The following is a 14382-nucleotide window of genomic DNA, read 5'->3' as shown; positions in this document are numbered from 1 at the left end:
GCGGCCCAAAGCATCCGCCGGGCCCTGGCCGGCTGAGGGCTGAAAGGAATCCCGCTATGATCGTCAAGAAGATCTTTTCGCTGGGACTGTCCGTGGAGGCCACTTCGGCCTACCTCATCCTGGAGGATCTGGTCAGCCTGGACGTGGAGCCCGATCGGGACACCGTGTATGGGAGATGGTCCGGAACGGCCGAGGCCCTGGACGCGGCCCTGATCGAATTGGAGCTGCATGGGGTCGTCGACCTGGGAGATGCCCCGTGTATCGCCGTCCGAAGCGAGAGCTCATGGCGGTCTTCGGTCTCGACCTGAAGGGTTTCCCGGGATTTGACTGCCGGACGATGAAGGTATATCCAACCAAATTCTTTTTTTCTCAACACGGCGCCGCACATGTTCGATAATCTTTCGGATCGTCTCAATTCGGTTTTCAAGAAGCTCCGGGGCACGGGTCGCCTGGACGAAGGCAATATCCAGGACGGCCTGCGCGAAGTTCGCATGGCCCTGCTCGAAGCCGACGTCAATTTCAAGGTCGTCAAGGACTTCATGGCCCGGATCCAAGAGCGGGCCATGGGCCAGGACGTCCTGGACAGTCTGACGCCAGGCCAGCAGGTGGTCAAAATTGTCCACGAGGAGCTGATTGAACTTTTGGGCGGGACCAACACCGCCCTGGCCTTGGAGGGCAAATCGCCCCATGTGATCATGATGGTCGGTCTGCAAGGTTCGGGCAAGACGACCACTGCGGCCAAGCTGTCTCTGTTCCTGCGCCGGAACAAGCGCAGGCCGTACCTCGTGCCGGCCGACGTCTACCGCCCGGCGGCCATCGACCAGTTGCAGAAACTGGCCGCTGAACTGTCGGTCCCGGCGTTCGCCTCGACCACTGACCGCGATCCGGTGGAGATTTGCCGGGAGGCTGTTGGCGAGGCAGCCAGGCAGGGCTGCGACGTCGTGCTTTTGGACACGGCCGGACGCCTGCACATAGACGAAGGCCTGATGCAGGAGCTGGTGAACATCAAGGCTGCCTGTTCCCCGCAGGAGATCCTGTTCGTGGCCGACGCCATGACCGGTCAGGACGCGGTGACCGTGGCCTCCAAGTTCAACGATCTTCTGGACGTCACGGGCGTGGTCCTGACTAAGATGGACGGCGACGCCAGGGGCGGAGCGGCCTTATCCATCAAGTCCATTACCCAAAAGCCCATCAAATTCGTGGGCATGGGCGAAAAGCTGAACGAACTCGAAGTCTTTCATCCCGATCGGATCGCCTCCCGGATTCTCGGCATGGGGGACGTGCTGACCCTGATCGAGAAGGCCCAGTCGGCCATCGACGAGAAGGAGGCGGCCGAGCTGGAAAAGAAGTTCCGCAAGGCCGAGTTCGATCTGGATGATTTTCGAAGCCAGATGCGTAAGATCAAGAAGCTGGGGTCCATTGAAGGCCTGCTTAAGCTCATCCCGGGAATGGGTGAAATGCGCAAGCAGCTCAAGGACGTGAAGATGCCGGAAAAGGAGCTGGTTCGGGTGGAGGCCATGATCAACTCCATGACTCCAGCCGAGAGGAAGGACCCCTCCATCATCACTGCCGGCCGAAGAAAGAGGATTGCCAAGGGAAGCGGGACCACGGTTCAGGATATCAACCAGCTTTTGACGAATTTCGTCCAGATGCGGAAGATGATGCAGCACGTCATGCAAAAGGGCAAACCCGGTCAGCCAATGCCGCCTCTGCCTGGCCCGGATCATGTCAAGGTCAAGAAGGAACCCCGCAAGCCCATTGGACTTCAAGACAGCAAGCTTTTGCAGAAAAAGAGAAAACAGGCCAAGCGTAAGGCCCGCAAGGGCTGAGATCGCAAGACGTCCAGGGCCCGAACCCTCGGACTTTTTTGAAACGACATCAACACCATTTGAAAACGGAGAGCAAAAATCATGGCATTGAAAATTAGATTGACCCGCATGGGGTCCAAAAAAAATCCCTTTTACCGCCTCGTCGTTTTGGACAGTGCTTCCAGGCGCGACGGCCGGGCCTTAGACTACCTCGGCCACTACAATCCCATGACCGACCCGGCCGAGGTCAAGGTTGACGCTGAACGGGTCAAGGAGTGGATGGCCAAGGGCGCCAAGCCCACGGAAACGGTTCGCAGCCTGCTCGCGGCCAAAGGCCTGTCCTAGACTCGAAGGCTCGTTCCCGGCGAGAGGTGGGCCTTGGGTTCGAAGCGAACTAAGGTCGTTTTCCCGATCCGCCGGACGTGCACACTTTTTTCGGAGGTTCTATGCTCAAGGGACTGGTCGAATTCATGGCGAAATCGTTGGTAGACAATCCGGATTCGGTCACTGTGTCCGAGATCGAAGGCGAGCAGACGTCGGTCATAGAACTCAGGGTAGCCAAGGATGATTTGGGCAAGGTCATCGGCAAGCAGGGTCGCACGGCCCGGGCCATGAGAACGATTCTCGGGGCGGCCTCGACCAAGTCAAAGAAGCGGGCCGTGCTGGAAATTCTGGAATAGATGGCCAAACGTCTTTCGGGCCGCGCGGTTCCGGCGTGGCCCTTTCCCCGAAGGGCTCCATGGATCTCGTCCGCATCGGCCGCGTGCTCCGTTCCCACGGTCTAAGGGGTGAGCTGCGGATCCGGATCGAAGCGGAGATCATTCCCGATTTCGAAAAGGTCGCCCGGATCTATCTCGCATCCGGATCCACCAAGCCCAGGCCGCATCGCATCCTCGCGGCCCGGTTCCATCAGAACGACCCTCTTCTCCTGATCGAAGGCGTGGAGGGCAGAAACGAAGCCGACGAACGTAAAGGGTCCGCGGTGTATCTTCGTCGCGTTGATCTGCCAGAACGGCCCGACGGCATGCCGTTTGAGGATGATCTGAAAGGTCTGGAGGCGGTCATGCCGGACGAACGTGTCCTGGGCCTGATCGAAGCGGTGCTCCGGACTCCGGCCCATGATGTCTGGTCGGTTCGGACCCCGGAGGGTCGCGAGGTGCTTTTTCCGGCCGTACCGGCTTTCATTCGAGGTTTCGATCGCCAACGGGGCCGGGTTCTGATCGATCCGCCCGAGGGCTTGTTGGACATCTATATCCCCTGAGTTACGGTGCGTTTCAACATCCTGACCATATTTCCCGAATTCTTCAGCTCGGTTCTTTCCTGTGGGCTTTTGTCCCGGGCCGTGGACTCCGGGCTGGTTGATTTCCAGGTTCTGGACCTCAGGGAGTTTAGCCAAGACAAGCATCGAAACACCGACGACCGTGTCTACGGAGGAGGGCCGGGGATGGTCATGATGGCCGATCCTCCCCTGTGTGCCTTGAAGAGTCTGGGACGGGAAACCAGAACCCTCCTGTTGACTCCCCGGGGGCGGGTCTTCGACCAGAACATGGCCCGGGATCTGGCCGGGGAGCGCGAGATCACCATCGTCTGCGGACGGTACGAAGGCATTGACGCCCGGCTCGAGGAACTCTGGGATCTGGAACTGGTCTCTTTGGGCCAGTTCGTCCTCAACGGCGGAGAGAGCGCGGCCATGTGCCTGGTGGAGGCTGTGTCCAGACTGCTGCCCGGATTCATGCATCACGCCGAATCCGCAGTGGAGGAGAGTTTTTCCGACGGACTTCTGGAGTATCCCCACTACACGAGGCCTGAACTCTACGAGGGCCTTCAAGTCCCGGAGGTTCTCCGCTCGGGGCATCACGGCCGGATCGCGGCCTGGCGTCGTGAGCAGTCCCTGCGGACAACCCTTCGACTGCGGCCTGGACTCTTGGCCGAGGCCCGGCTGACCGAGGCCGATATGGCCTTTCTACGAGAGGAACCTCGGCTCAGGGTGGGCAGGAATTTGCATCTGGCTCTTATCCACCACCCGGTCCTCAACCGGCGGGGGGAAGTGGTCACAACATCTTTGACAAACCTGGACGTACACGATATTGCCCGCGTTTGCTCAGCGTATGGTCTGGGTGGATATGTCGTGTGCACCCCGGTGGAGGAGCATCGCCGATTGGCACGAGTCCTCGTCTCTCATTGGACCGAGGGTGGCGGGGGTGAGGCCAATCCCGATCGAAGGGCGGCCCTGTCCACGGTCCAGGTCGTCACCGATCTTCAGGAGGCCAGGGAATCGGTCCGAAAGACCACAGGACAGGCCCCCCTGGTTTTGGCTACCAGCGCTCGGGAAGGGTTCATGCCCTGGACAGAAGTCGCCCGGTGCCTGGAGGTCAGACCGGTGCTCCTGGTTCTGGGAACTGGATCGGGACTGGCCGACGAGGTTCTTCGCAATGTCGACGGGGTCCTTCGGCCCATCCGGTTCATGGACCCGGGAAACCATCTCTCGGTCCGTTCGGCGGCATCCATCATGGTGGACAGAATTTTAGGCGACGCTCGCTGAGCTTTGAAAGCGAGGGAACAGGCGGACACGATTTCGCCTCGGACCGAGGGAAACCCGGCCGGGGCGTTTCGGCTATACAAGCAAGGAGACACGAACATGGACGTCTTGAAGAGAATCGAACAGGAACAGATGCGCATGGACATTCCCCAGTTCAAGGCCGGGGATACGATCAAGGTCCACGTGCGGATCATTGAAGGAGAGAAGGAGCGCATCCAGATCTTCCAGGGCGTGGTTTTGAGGGTCAAGCGGGGCACGACCAACGCGAGTTTCGTGGTCCGCAAGGTGTCCGACGGCGTCGGGGTCGAGCGGGTTTTCCCCCTGCACTCGCCGTCCATTGAACGGATCGAGATGGTCAGCGAGGGTCGGGTCCGCCAAGGGCGCATCTACTACCTCCGCAAGCTCAAGGGCAAGGCCGCCCGGATCAAGGGTAAGAACACCTGGAACTGATCCGGATCGAGAAGTTCCGAGCCCAGAGCACGGACTCGAGAAGCGATCGAAGCTCAAAGCTGGGGAGGGCCAGGCTCTTCCCGGCTTTTTTTTGGAGAATCGGCCATGCTGCGGATGAGACCCGGACTCATGGACCGCTTCGACGACTTGCCGGCCCTGACGGCCGGAGTTGACGAGGCCGGCCGGGGATGTCTGGCCGGTCCGGTGGTGGCTGCGGCCGTGATTCTGCCTCCCGACCTCTCCGGACTGGAGGGTCTGGGGGACTCCAAGACACTGACTGCACGGGCCAGAGCCAGACTGGAGACGGAAATCAAGAGGATCGCTCTGGCCTGGGCGCTGGGATTGTCCTGGCCCAGGGAGATCGAACGGATCAACATTCTGCAGGCCAGTCTGACAGCCATGACCCGGTCCGTTCGGTGTCTTCATGTTCGCCCTGAACTGGTGCTGGTGGACGGCAATCAGGTCCCCGACCTGGAAGAATCCTGCCGGGCTCTGGTCAAGGGAGACTCCCGGGTTCGGTCCATCTCTGCGGCCTCGATCCTGGCCAAGACCTTTAGGGACCGTCTGATGGTCAGCCTGGATCGCCGGTACCCAGGCTACGGGCTGGCCGGTCACAAGGGCTATGGAACACGGGAGCATCTGGAGCGGGTCCGGGCCCTTGGGCCGAGCCCCATACACCGGATGACATTCCGGGGAGTGCGTCGGGACAGGGGGATCGGGCAGCCATGCCTGCCCATCTGAACCTGGGCCGGGAGGGAGAGGCGCTGGCCCTCAAGCATCTGCTTGGCCTCGGCTACGAGATCGTGGCCTGCAACTGGCGCAAGGGCAGCTATGAGATCGACTTCGTCTGCGTGGATGGCGATGAAGTGGTATTCGTAGAGGTCAAGACACGTTCGTCGAATGTCCACGGTCTGCCCGGACAGGCCTTGGACCGGAACAAGGCCAGGTCCCTGATCCGGGCCGCGGTTCATTTCCTGAACGATCGGGATTGGTGGTCCAGGCCCTGCAGGTTCGACCTCGTTTCCGTGCTGATGCACGGAACAGGGCGGACCATGGAGCATGAAAAGAATGTCATCGACGCCTCCGCGGCTCTGGGTCGTGGCCACTCCTCTTGGCAACCTTGGTGATCTGAGTTTCAGGGCCAGGGAGGTCTTGAGTCGTGTAAGTACGATTCTGGCCGAGGATACCAGGCGGGCCAGACATCTTTACGACCTGTTGGAGATTCCGGCTCCGAGGCTTATCAGCAGCCACGAACATAACGAGGAGTCCAGGGTGACCGCCGTGCTCGATCTGCTGTCCAGGGAGGACGTGGCCCTGATCAGCGACGCCGGAACTCCTCTGGTCTCGGACCCGGGATTCGTCATCGTCCGGGCCTGTCGGGAAGCAGGTATCGAGGTGGTGCCCATACCCGGGCCGTGCGCTCCGGTGGCGGCTCTGATGGCCAGCGGATTTCCTCCCCAGCCTTTTGTCTTTCTCGGTTTTTTGCCGAGAAGACCCGGAGCGATCCGGGATCTGTTTCTCCCCTACGCCGGCCTGTCGGCCACCATGGCTTTTTTTGAGCGAAAGGACAGGGTTTCGAGAACCCTGGAGACCCTGTTTCCGGTTCTTGGACCGCGCCGCTTTTGTCTGGCTCGAGAATTGACCAAGGTGCACGAAGAATTTATCTTCGGAGTCCTTGGCCAAGAGTTGAAAGGCCTCGACGAGCTGCGCGGAGAGATCACCGTTTTGGTGGCCCCCCCGGAACAGAAGCCCGAACGTGTTCCCAGGGAGTTGGTTGAGAATATGGTGCGAGAGGAAACGGCCAGAGGGGGCAGACCCAGGGCTGTGGCCAAGATCGTTTCCGGCCGCTGTCCCGGCTGGTCATCGGGAGAGGTGTACGCTTTGCTCCTGGAAAGACGCTGAATGACGGGTCTGAACATCAGAAATTTGAGCCAGGTCTTTCTGCGCTCCTACCTGATCGGGGCCTGCTTCAACCCCAGGGGGCTTCAGAATGTCGGTTTGGCCTATGCCATTGATCCCGGGCTGAAGGCCATCCATGCCGAACCCAATGCCCTGCAGCAGGCCAGAAAGCGTGCCCTTCAGGTCTACAACACCCATCCATACTGGACTCCGCTTCTTTTGGGCGTGTTTCTTTATCTGGAAAAAAAAATCGCCAAGGGCCTTTTGCCGGCCAAGACCTTGCCCAAGATTAAGACAACGACGGTTTACACCCTCTCGGCCGTGGGCGACTCGTTTTTCGGCGGGAGCCTATTTGTCTTCTGGTCTCTGACCACGGTGCTCATGCTGGTGAGCGGGCTTAGGGCGTTGCCCCTGGCCTGGGGAATATCCTGGTTCCTGGCCCTGCAGATTTTCAGAATCTACACCTTCCATCAGGGGCTTGTTCATGGTTTGGCATTTTTGAGCCGTCTTCGTGAGTGGAATCTGATCAATGCAGGCCGACGGATCAAAATCCTCAACGCCCTGGTTTTGGTGGCCATCTGGGTCACCATTTGGCCCTGGTCCCGGCACTGGGCTCCTTGGTGCTTGGCCGCTATTGGCCTGCCCGTTCTGAGTCTGGTTTGTGCCCGGCATTACAGGGTCAGGGAATTTTTTCTGGCCGCCTTTCTCGGCGCGGCTTTGCTGTGGCCCATGCTGGCCAAGAGCCGGCTCGGTTTCGATACGGTTCTGGAGTTATGGAAATGAAGCATTGCCAGCCTTCTTTTGTCGAGTCCGGGCAGGCATCCGAATCCGGCCAAGCAATGGCCGGATCTGGCCAATGTCCTCCGGTCGGCCGGAATCAGGGCGAAGTCGTGAGGACCATCTCCGTGGTCAACGAACTGGGGGTCCACGCCCGCCCAGCGGCCAGTATCGCCCGTGAAGCCCAGAAGTATTCGGCTTCCGTGACCTTAAGCCACGGGGATCGGAAGGTGGACGCCAAGAGCATCCTGGACATCCTGACCCTGGCCGCCTGCAAGGGAAGTTCGGTAATCGTGGAGGCCCGGGGGGATGATGCCGAGGCGGCGGCGGCCGGCATCGAGAGATTGTTTCACGAGCGTTTTGGCGAGGATCGTTGATGGCCGAGAGGATTTTGACCGGGATTCCGGTTTCCGTGGGCATTGCCGTGGGCAAGGCCTATTTCCTGAACCGGAACCGTTTTTCGAGCGCCCCCAGACAGACAGTCGAGGAGGCTCTGGTGCCCCAGGAGCGGGTTCGTCTGGAAAAGGCCTTTGAAGACGCCGCCTCCGAACTCCAGCGCATTCGGGCCAATATTCCCCTTGAGCTCAAGGAGCACGGGGCGATCATCGATTCCCACCTGATGATCCTCTCGGACCGGAAATTCAGGGAGATGGCCATCGGGCACGTCGTGGACACCAAGCTCAACGCCGAGTGGGCCCTGGAAAAGGCCGTGGACGACTTGGCCCAGCTGTTCGAGGCCATCGAGGACGAGTATATCCGTGAGCGGATCCAGGACATCCGGCTGGTTGCCGAACGAATCCGGAGCAGCCTGTCGGGCCTGGAGTCCGAACCAAAGCCCATGCAGCACCGGATGATTCTTCTGGCCCATGACCTGTCCCCGGCGGATACCATCGAGCTGGAAGTAAACAAGATCATGGCCTTTGCCACGTCCATGGGAGGCAAGACATCCCACGCCGGCATCCTGGCGCGTTCTCTCCAGATTCCGGCCGTGGTCGGGACCGAGGGGCTTGAGTCCGAGGTCCAGGACGGGGCCTTGATCATCCTCGACGGGTTTCATGGACGGATACTGGTGGAGCCGAGCGAGCGGGAGCTGGCCGAGTACACGGACCTCAAGTACCGCTTCGAAACCTATCAGGGCGAGACCATCCGTAAATGTCACTATCCTGAAGAAACCATTGACGGCTTCAGGGTTGAAGTTCTGGCCAACATCGAGCTTTTCGAGGAGGTGACTGCGGTCATCGACAACGGCGGAGAGGGCGTGGGGCTCTTCAGAACCGAGTATAGCTACATGAACCGGAAGACCTTCCCGACCGAGGACGAACTGACCGAGCAGTACATGGATCTGGCCTCCATTCTGGCCCCGGCCAAGGTGGTCATTCGGACCCTGGATCTCGGGGCGGACAAGATCATGCCCATGATCGGAAGTCTGGAAGAGACCAATCCGGCCATGGGGCTGCGGGCCATCCGTTTCTGCCTGGCCCATCAGCAGATATTCAAGACCCAGCTGCGGGCCATTCTGCGAGCCGGGGTCCTGGGAAACGTCTCCATCATGTTTCCAATGATCTCCGGTCTTCAGGAACTCCGCGAGGCATTGGGAATCTACCGCAAGGTCCAGGACGAACTTCGACTGGAGGGAACGGCCTTTCGCTCCGATATCCCGGTTGGAATCATGGTCGAGCTCCCGGGCGCGGTTATGATGGCCGACATATTGGCCCGGGAGGTGGATTTTTTCAGCATCGGGACCAATGACTTGATCCAGTACTGCTTGGGCATCGATCGGACCAACAAGCACGTCTCCTATCTTTACCAGCCCCTGCATCCGGGCATCCTGCGGAGCATCAAGTACGTGGTGGACGCGGGTCATCGGGCTGGCATCAGCGTCAGCCTTTGCGGGGAAGTGGCGGCTGATCCCTACTGCATTCCCATCCTCCTGGGGATGCAGATCGACAGCATCAGCCTCAATCCCCAGGCCATTCCCGGGATCAAGCACATCATTCGGCAGACGACCATGGAAGAGTGCAAGGATTTGCTCAGAGCCGTGCTTCGGAGCAGCACCGTGGCCGAGAACAATCAGCTGGTGCGAAAAATGATTTTCGAGCGATTCCCTGAGGAGCTCATGTTCTATACCTCTTTGCTCGACGAGGATGGGCAGGGCCGTATCGGACAAAGGAAACGGACATGAGCAAGAACGACCCGGGCATCAAACTCATCGCCCAGAACCGGCAGGCCAGAAGGCTCTACGAGATTCTGGAAACCGAGGAGGCCGGCATGGTCCTGACCGGTTCCGAGGTCAAGTCGCTCCGGGCCGGACGGGTGAGTTTCAAGGATGGGTATGTCCGGTTCGCCGACGGTGAGGCCCATCTGGTGGGAGTGCATGTCGGGGAATACGAGAACGCCGGCTATGCCGGCCACGAGCCGGAGCGTCCCCGCAAGCTCTTGATGCACAAGCGGCAGATTCTGGTCCTGGCCGCACAGGTGGAACAGAAGGGACTGACGGTCATTCCTTTGAAGATGTATTTCAGGAACGGGAAGATCAAGATCGAGATTGGGCTGGCCAAGGGCAAGCACGTCTACGATCGGCGGGATGAACTCAAGCGCCGGGCGGTTTCCAGGGACATGGAACGAGAGATGGCCCGGTTCAAATAGACGGGAGACGACATGGGATTTCTTTCCGGAAGCCTCGGGTTGACCAGATATAGGATTGTGGAACCGGTGCCGGACTCGTTCTGGTCCCAGGCCCTGGATAAACTCAAGCATCGTTCCTTCAGGGACATCGACCAGGGGGTCGAGGAGCGGTCCTTTGGCTGGGTCTGCTTCGACGATATTCTGGACTCGAACTGGAAGACAGCGCCGCCTGAAAAGGGAGAGTATCTGGCATTCTGCCTCAGGCTGGATACCCGCCGGGTGCCGGCAGCGGTGTTCAAGAAACATTTTCAGCTCGCCCTGCGGGAGTTGCAGTCCAGGATGCGGGAGCAGGGCCAGAAATTCGTGACCAAGGACCAGAAGACCGAACTTAAGGAATCGGTGGCCCTGAGACTTAGGTCGCGGACATTGCCCATCCCGGCCTATTTCGAGGTGGTTTGGTCCATTCGCAGGTCCGAGGTCTATCTAGCCTCGACCCGGGATTCCGTCAGGGCCCTGTTTGAGGAATTGTTCGAAATTAGTTTTGGTCTGCATCTGGAGATGCAGACCCCGTATTTTCTGGCCCTGACCAGGATGGGGGAGCGGAAGAAAATACTCGATGACATGGAGCCGACCAGCCTGGTCCTATGATGGGAAATATGCCGGTTTCGGAGGAGCGATGGACGTAGATTTACAGGTGGCGGCCGCCAAGGCCCCGATCCTCGGTCAGGAATTTTTGACTTGGTTGTGGTTCAGAAGTGAGCGGGGAGATGTTTTCCGGGGCCCGGGAGGCAATGAGTTCGCGCTTTTTTACGAACAGCGGGTCTCCGTTCTGGCCGGATCCGGGGAAACCAGGGACACAACCGTGTGCAGCGGACCCATGTCAGGTCTGGATGAGGCCCGGGCCGGCTTGGGAAAGGGCAAGAAGGTCAACCAGGCCCGAATCAGAATCGAACAGGATGCCAATACCTGGCAGTTCCAGGTCGAGGCCTCGGATTTCGGCGTCAGCGGGCTCAAGACCCCCAAGGTGGAGACCCGGCTGGAAGAGGGTGACGACCCGGACGCCCCGTTTCTCGAGCGGATTTATCTCGTCGAGAAGAGCCTGGAGTATCTCGACGCGGTCTTCGCCCTGTTTCTGGAAGTCAGGTTCGGGGAATCGTGGCCGGCTGAGGCGCAGTCCATGCGAACGTGGATACGGGAGGGTTGATTCGGGTATCGGTTTTTCCGGATATCGGAACACAGGAGGAGTCATGCTCAAGGACATCGCATTGTTCTCGGCCCTGAACGACGACGAACTCAGGCAACTGCAGGGGGTGGCTGTCACCAAGGTCTTTCCCAGGAACACGATCATCATCAACGAAGGCGACTCCTCGACCTCGATCTACGTCATTCTTTCAGGCCAGGTGAAGGTAGTCCTTGGGGACGAGCGGGGCAACGAGATGATTCTGTCCATTCTTGGGCCCGGCGAGTACTTCGGCGAGCTGGCCCTTTTGGACGGTGAACCGCGATCGGCCTGCGTCATGGCCCGGGAGCGGACCGAGGCTCTGGTCATTTCGAGAAACGATTTCGTCCGGATCTTTTCCCTTTCTCCCAAGGCCCTTGGTCTTTTGCGGGGGTTGACCGAACGTCTGCGGGACGCCAACGAGAAGATCCGGGAATTGGCCTTCATGGACGTCTACAGCCGAGTGGCCCGGCTCATCACCCAGCAGGCGGCCATGCGCAAAGGACATTTGGTGGTGGAGGGGCGGATGACCCATCAGGAAATGGCCCAGGTCATCGGCGCGTCCAGGGAGATGGTCACCAGGATTCTCAAGAAGCTGACCGAAGAGGGCTACATCTCGGTGGAACGGCAGAAGATCGAGGTCCACAAGAATCTGCCCTATACCTTTTGATATTCGCGGGCCCGGTCAGGGCAGGCAAAGCCTGACCGCCTCGACAACGTCTTCCACGTCCTGGTCGGACAGCCCCGGAGAGAGGGGAATGCTCACGGTCTGTCGGCCGATGCGCGTGGCCTGCGGCCATTGCTCCGGACGCCACCCGAATCGCTGCCAGTAATGAGGGTGTTCGGGCAGGGCCAGATAATGGACCCCGAGGCCGATTTTCATTCGAGTCATGGACTGGAGGAACGCATCCCGATTGATCCCGGCCCGATCGGGATCAATGAGCAGGGTGAAGAGGTGCAGACCGTGCCGGGTGTTCGGTTCGAAAGGCGTTGGCAGGGTCACGGGCAGAGGGGCGAGGGCCTCCATGTAGCGTTTCCAGATTTTTTTCCGTTTTTCCCGGTTGTGTTCGACCTTTCGCAGTTGATGGATGCCCATGGCGGCCTGGATATCCATCATATTGTACTTGAACCCGGCCTCGGTGACCATGTAGTGCTTGTATCCGGAATCTCCAAATCGTTGCCAGGCGTCGCTGCTCATGCCGTGCAGGGCCAGGACCTTGATGCGGCCCGCGGCCTCGGCGTCGTCGGTGACGACCATGCCCCCCTCGCCGGTGACCACGTTCTTGGTCACGTAGAAGCTGAAGCATCCGAAGCGGCCGAAGGTTCCCACCGGGCGGCCGTGCCACCTGGCCTCCACAGCGTGGGCGCAGTCCTCGATGACGGTCAGGCCGAATTCTTCGGCCAAGGCCATGATGGCGTCCATGTCGCAGGGCCGCCCTGCGAAGTGGACCGGGAGGATGGCCTTGGTCTTTGGGGTGATGGCCCGGCGTATGGCCTCTGGGGCGATGTTCATGGTCACCGGATCGATGTCGGCCAGGACGGGCGTGGCCCCGGCGTGGATGATGGCGTTGACCGTGGCGCAAAAGGTCAGAGGGGTGGTGACGACCTCGTCTCCGTGGCCGATGCCTGCGGCCAGAATGGCCAGATGCAGGGCCGCCGTGCAGGAGTTTACGGCCACGGAATGGGCGGCACCGACATGGGTCCGGAACTCGGCCTCGAATCGAGCCACCTTGGGGCCGGTGCCGATCCATCCGGAGCGCAGGGAGTCCACGACCTCGTCGATTTCTTCCTGCCCCAGGTTCGGGGCGCCAAAGACCAGGAATTTTTCTCGCATGATCGGTGTCCGATGGTTGAATTGACGGGCGGGAAAACCCGCCGGGTTTGCTGGCCGTCCACTAGCGGATGGGTGGCTGGGTGGCAAGGCGATCCTTTGGCCGGAAGCTCGGAGAGGTTTCCATGTGCGGCATAGTCGGGCTGATTGACTTTCGGGAGCGGCCGGATCCGAGCCGGGTGCAAAGGGCGGTCGCAGCTCTGGCCCATCGCGGCCCGGACCACCAGGGTCTCTGGTCCGACGGACAAGCCTGTCTGGGCCATGCCAGGCTGTCGGTCATTGATCTGGACCCGCGCAGCCATCAGCCCATGGTCGATGCGGACACGGGCCTGGTTCTGGTCTATAACGGCGAGATCTACAATTTCCGGGAGCTGCGCCGCGATCTGGAGACACGGGGGGTACGCTTCAGGACCGAGGGGGACTCAGAGGTCCTGTTGTCCGCGTACAAGGTCTGGGGGCTGGATTGCCTGCTCCGGCTGCGGGGGATGTTCGCCTTTGCCGTCTGGGACCCGGGTTCCCGGACGCTGGTTCTGGCCCGGGACCGGGTGGGCAAGAAGCCTTTGGTCTTTTCCCGGACCTCCGAGCGACTCGTGTTCGCCTCGGAAATCCGGGCCCTGATCGCCCTTGGTGGAGTGGACCGGAGCCTGGATTTTGAGGCCCTGGATCTCTTTCTCTGTCAATCCTACATCCCCGCCCCCTGGACCATCTATCGGGGCGTGCGGAAGCTTGAACCCGGCTGCTGGGCCCTGATGCGATCGGGATGCTGGGAGACGGGTCGGTACTGGGACCCCGATTTTCGGATCAAGCAAAATCCGGACGAGGCCCAGGTCGAGGACCAGGCCCGGTCCGAACTCGAACGGGCCGTGCAGGAGCGCATGATCAGCGACGTCCCTCTGGGAGTCATGCTCTCGGGCGGACTGGACTCAGCGCTGGTGGCGGCCCTCATGGCCCGGTATTCCGACCGCCCGGTAAAATCCTTCACCGTGGGCTTCGACGACCCCCGCTACGACGAAGGAAACGAGGCCCGGGCCACGGCGGAGTATCTCGGACTTGACCATCATGAACTCCGGGTCGAGTCGGGCAGGGAACTAGGCGAGGTACTTCCCCGGGTCCTGGGACAGTTTGGAGAACCCTACGGTGACGATTCGGCGCTGCCGTCCTATATCCTTTCGGGTATGGTCCGCTCCGAGGTCACCGTGGTTCTAAATGGTGACGGCGGGGATGAGTTGTGTGG

General features: G+C 60.3%; 19 protein-coding genes. 18 read left to right on the top strand and 1 reads right to left on the bottom strand.

What is annotated here, in order from left to right; genetic code table 11:
• Positions 1 to 56 precede the first annotated feature (56 nt).
• From EOM25_08535 to EOM25_08455, 17 genes are all read left to right on the top strand, one after another.
• Positions 57 to 308 carry a hypothetical protein gene (locus tag EOM25_08535; GenBank protein NCC25231.1) on the top strand — a complete coding sequence of 84 codons (252 nt, stop codon included), beginning with the start codon at positions 57 to 59 and terminating at the stop codon, positions 306 to 308.
• Between the two features lie 78 nt (positions 309 to 386).
• Positions 387 to 1829: a signal recognition particle protein gene (locus EOM25_08530; protein NCC25230.1), complete on the top strand. Its 1443-nt coding sequence runs from the start codon at positions 387 to 389 to the stop codon at positions 1827 to 1829.
• Positions 1830 to 1910: 81 nt separating this feature from the next.
• Entirely contained in the window at positions 1911 to 2153 is a 243-nt protein-coding gene (locus EOM25_08525; GenBank protein NCC25229.1) for a 30S ribosomal protein S16, read from the top strand.
• 101 nt (positions 2154 to 2254) lie between these two features.
• A complete protein-coding gene (locus EOM25_08520) occupies positions 2255 to 2488 on the top strand; it encodes a KH domain-containing protein (protein ID NCC25228.1) in 234 nt (77 codons plus the stop codon).
• Positions 2489 to 2547: 59 nt separating this feature from the next.
• Positions 2548 to 3069 carry a 16S rRNA processing protein RimM gene (rimM, locus tag EOM25_08515; protein ID NCC25227.1) on the top strand — a complete coding sequence of 174 codons (522 nt, stop codon included), beginning with the start codon at positions 2548 to 2550 and terminating at the stop codon, positions 3067 to 3069.
• A 6-nt stretch (positions 3070 to 3075) separates the two neighbouring features.
• Positions 3076 to 4350 (top strand): tRNA (guanosine(37)-N1)-methyltransferase TrmD, encoded by a 1275-nt coding sequence (gene trmD, locus EOM25_08510; protein NCC25226.1) that lies wholly within the window; start codon positions 3076 to 3078, stop codon positions 4348 to 4350.
• A 96-nt stretch (positions 4351 to 4446) separates the two neighbouring features.
• Positions 4447 to 4797, top strand: a complete 351-nt coding sequence (locus EOM25_08505) for a 50S ribosomal protein L19 (protein ID NCC25225.1) — start codon at positions 4447 to 4449, stop codon at positions 4795 to 4797.
• Positions 4798 to 4926: 129 nt separating this feature from the next.
• Positions 4927 to 5538, top strand: coding sequence for a ribonuclease HII (locus EOM25_08500; GenBank protein ID NCC25224.1), 612 nt, complete (start codon positions 4927 to 4929; stop codon positions 5536 to 5538).
• On the top strand, positions 5523 to 5924 hold the full coding sequence (locus EOM25_08495) for a YraN family protein (GenBank protein ID NCC25223.1): 402 nt from the start codon (positions 5523 to 5525) through the stop codon (positions 5922 to 5924). Before EOM25_08500 ends, EOM25_08495 begins: the two co-directional genes overlap by 16 nt.
• Positions 5866 to 6699 (top strand): 16S rRNA (cytidine(1402)-2'-O)-methyltransferase, encoded by an 834-nt coding sequence (gene rsmI, locus EOM25_08490; GenBank protein NCC25222.1) that lies wholly within the window; start codon positions 5866 to 5868, stop codon positions 6697 to 6699. The genes EOM25_08495 and rsmI overlap by 59 nt, the downstream gene beginning before the upstream one ends.
• Positions 6700 to 7479: a 3-keto-L-gulonate transporter gene (locus tag EOM25_08485; GenBank protein ID NCC25221.1), complete on the top strand. Its 780-nt coding sequence runs from the start codon at positions 6700 to 6702 to the stop codon at positions 7477 to 7479. It begins immediately after the preceding gene.
• A 56-nt stretch (positions 7480 to 7535) separates the two neighbouring features.
• A complete protein-coding gene (locus EOM25_08480; GenBank protein ID NCC25220.1) occupies positions 7536 to 7850 on the top strand; it encodes an HPr family phosphocarrier protein in 315 nt (104 codons plus the stop codon).
• Complete coding sequence (gene ptsP, locus EOM25_08475; GenBank protein ID NCC25219.1) at positions 7850 to 9655, top strand: phosphoenolpyruvate--protein phosphotransferase; 1806 nt, start codon at positions 7850 to 7852, stop codon at positions 9653 to 9655. Before EOM25_08480 ends, ptsP begins: the two co-directional genes overlap by 1 nt.
• The gene (smpB, locus tag EOM25_08470; GenBank protein ID NCC25218.1) at positions 9652 to 10119 is read left to right on the top strand and encodes an SsrA-binding protein SmpB; all 468 of its coding nucleotides are present in this window, start codon (positions 9652 to 9654) and stop codon (positions 10117 to 10119) included. Before ptsP ends, smpB begins: the two co-directional genes overlap by 4 nt.
• A gap of 12 nt (positions 10120 to 10131) precedes the next feature.
• Positions 10132 to 10746 carry a hypothetical protein gene (locus tag EOM25_08465; protein ID NCC25217.1) on the top strand — a complete coding sequence of 205 codons (615 nt, stop codon included), beginning with the start codon at positions 10132 to 10134 and terminating at the stop codon, positions 10744 to 10746.
• A 28-nt stretch (positions 10747 to 10774) separates the two neighbouring features.
• On the top strand, positions 10775 to 11302 hold the full coding sequence (locus EOM25_08460) for a hypothetical protein (GenBank protein ID NCC25216.1): 528 nt from the start codon (positions 10775 to 10777) through the stop codon (positions 11300 to 11302).
• A gap of 43 nt (positions 11303 to 11345) precedes the next feature.
• On the top strand, positions 11346 to 11987 hold the full coding sequence (locus tag EOM25_08455; protein ID NCC25215.1) for a Crp/Fnr family transcriptional regulator: 642 nt from the start codon (positions 11346 to 11348) through the stop codon (positions 11985 to 11987).
• Between the two features lie 15 nt (positions 11988 to 12002).
• Here the strand turns inward: EOM25_08455 and EOM25_08450 are convergent, their stop codons facing one another.
• Positions 12003 to 13151 (bottom strand): DegT/DnrJ/EryC1/StrS family aminotransferase, encoded by a 1149-nt coding sequence (locus EOM25_08450; protein ID NCC25214.1) that lies wholly within the window; start codon positions 13149 to 13151, stop codon positions 12003 to 12005.
• A gap of 68 nt (positions 13152 to 13219) precedes the next feature.
• On the opposite strand from EOM25_08450, the gene asnB reads away from it, so the two are divergent.
• On the top strand, positions 13220 to 14382 hold a 1163-nt coding region (asnB, locus tag EOM25_08445), incomplete at its 3' end, for an asparagine synthase (glutamine-hydrolyzing) (GenBank protein ID NCC25213.1).

It is taken from the genome of Deltaproteobacteria bacterium, assembly GCA_009929795.1.
Classification (GTDB): domain Bacteria; phylum Desulfobacterota; class Desulfovibrionia; order Desulfovibrionales; family Desulfomicrobiaceae; genus RZZR01.
Note: the sequence above shows the minus strand (reverse complement) of the source record. Positions and strands in the feature narration are given on the sequence as shown.

Coding starts and splice junctions, on each gene's coding strand:
- EOM25_08535 (NCC25231.1), top strand. CDS start 57: ATGATCGTCAAGAAGATCTTTTCGCTGGGACTGTCCGTGGAGGCCACT.
- EOM25_08530 (NCC25230.1), top strand. CDS start 387: ATGTTCGATAATCTTTCGGATCGTCTCAATTCGGTTTTCAAGAAGCTC.
- EOM25_08525 (NCC25229.1), top strand. CDS start 1,911: ATGGCATTGAAAATTAGATTGACCCGCATGGGGTCCAAAAAAAATCCC.
- EOM25_08520 (NCC25228.1), top strand. CDS start 2,255: ATGCTCAAGGGACTGGTCGAATTCATGGCGAAATCGTTGGTAGACAAT.
- rimM (NCC25227.1), top strand. CDS start 2,548: ATGGATCTCGTCCGCATCGGCCGCGTGCTCCGTTCCCACGGTCTAAGG.
- EOM25_08505 (NCC25225.1), top strand. CDS start 4,447: ATGGACGTCTTGAAGAGAATCGAACAGGAACAGATGCGCATGGACATT.
- EOM25_08500 (NCC25224.1), top strand. CDS start 4,927: ATGGACCGCTTCGACGACTTGCCGGCCCTGACGGCCGGAGTTGACGAG.
- EOM25_08495 (NCC25223.1), top strand. CDS start 5,523: ATGCCTGCCCATCTGAACCTGGGCCGGGAGGGAGAGGCGCTGGCCCTC.
- rsmI (NCC25222.1), top strand. CDS start 5,866: ATGTCATCGACGCCTCCGCGGCTCTGGGTCGTGGCCACTCCTCTTGGC.
- EOM25_08485 (NCC25221.1), top strand. CDS start 6,700: ATGACGGGTCTGAACATCAGAAATTTGAGCCAGGTCTTTCTGCGCTCC.
- EOM25_08480 (NCC25220.1), top strand. CDS start 7,536: ATGGCCGGATCTGGCCAATGTCCTCCGGTCGGCCGGAATCAGGGCGAA.
- ptsP (NCC25219.1), top strand. CDS start 7,850: ATGGCCGAGAGGATTTTGACCGGGATTCCGGTTTCCGTGGGCATTGCC.
- smpB (NCC25218.1), top strand. CDS start 9,652: ATGAGCAAGAACGACCCGGGCATCAAACTCATCGCCCAGAACCGGCAG.
- EOM25_08465 (NCC25217.1), top strand. CDS start 10,132: ATGGGATTTCTTTCCGGAAGCCTCGGGTTGACCAGATATAGGATTGTG.
- EOM25_08460 (NCC25216.1), top strand. CDS start 10,775: ATGGACGTAGATTTACAGGTGGCGGCCGCCAAGGCCCCGATCCTCGGT.
- EOM25_08455 (NCC25215.1), top strand. CDS start 11,346: ATGCTCAAGGACATCGCATTGTTCTCGGCCCTGAACGACGACGAACTC.
- EOM25_08450 (NCC25214.1), bottom strand. CDS start 13,151: ATGCGAGAAAAATTCCTGGTCTTTGGCGCCCCGAACCTGGGGCAGGAA.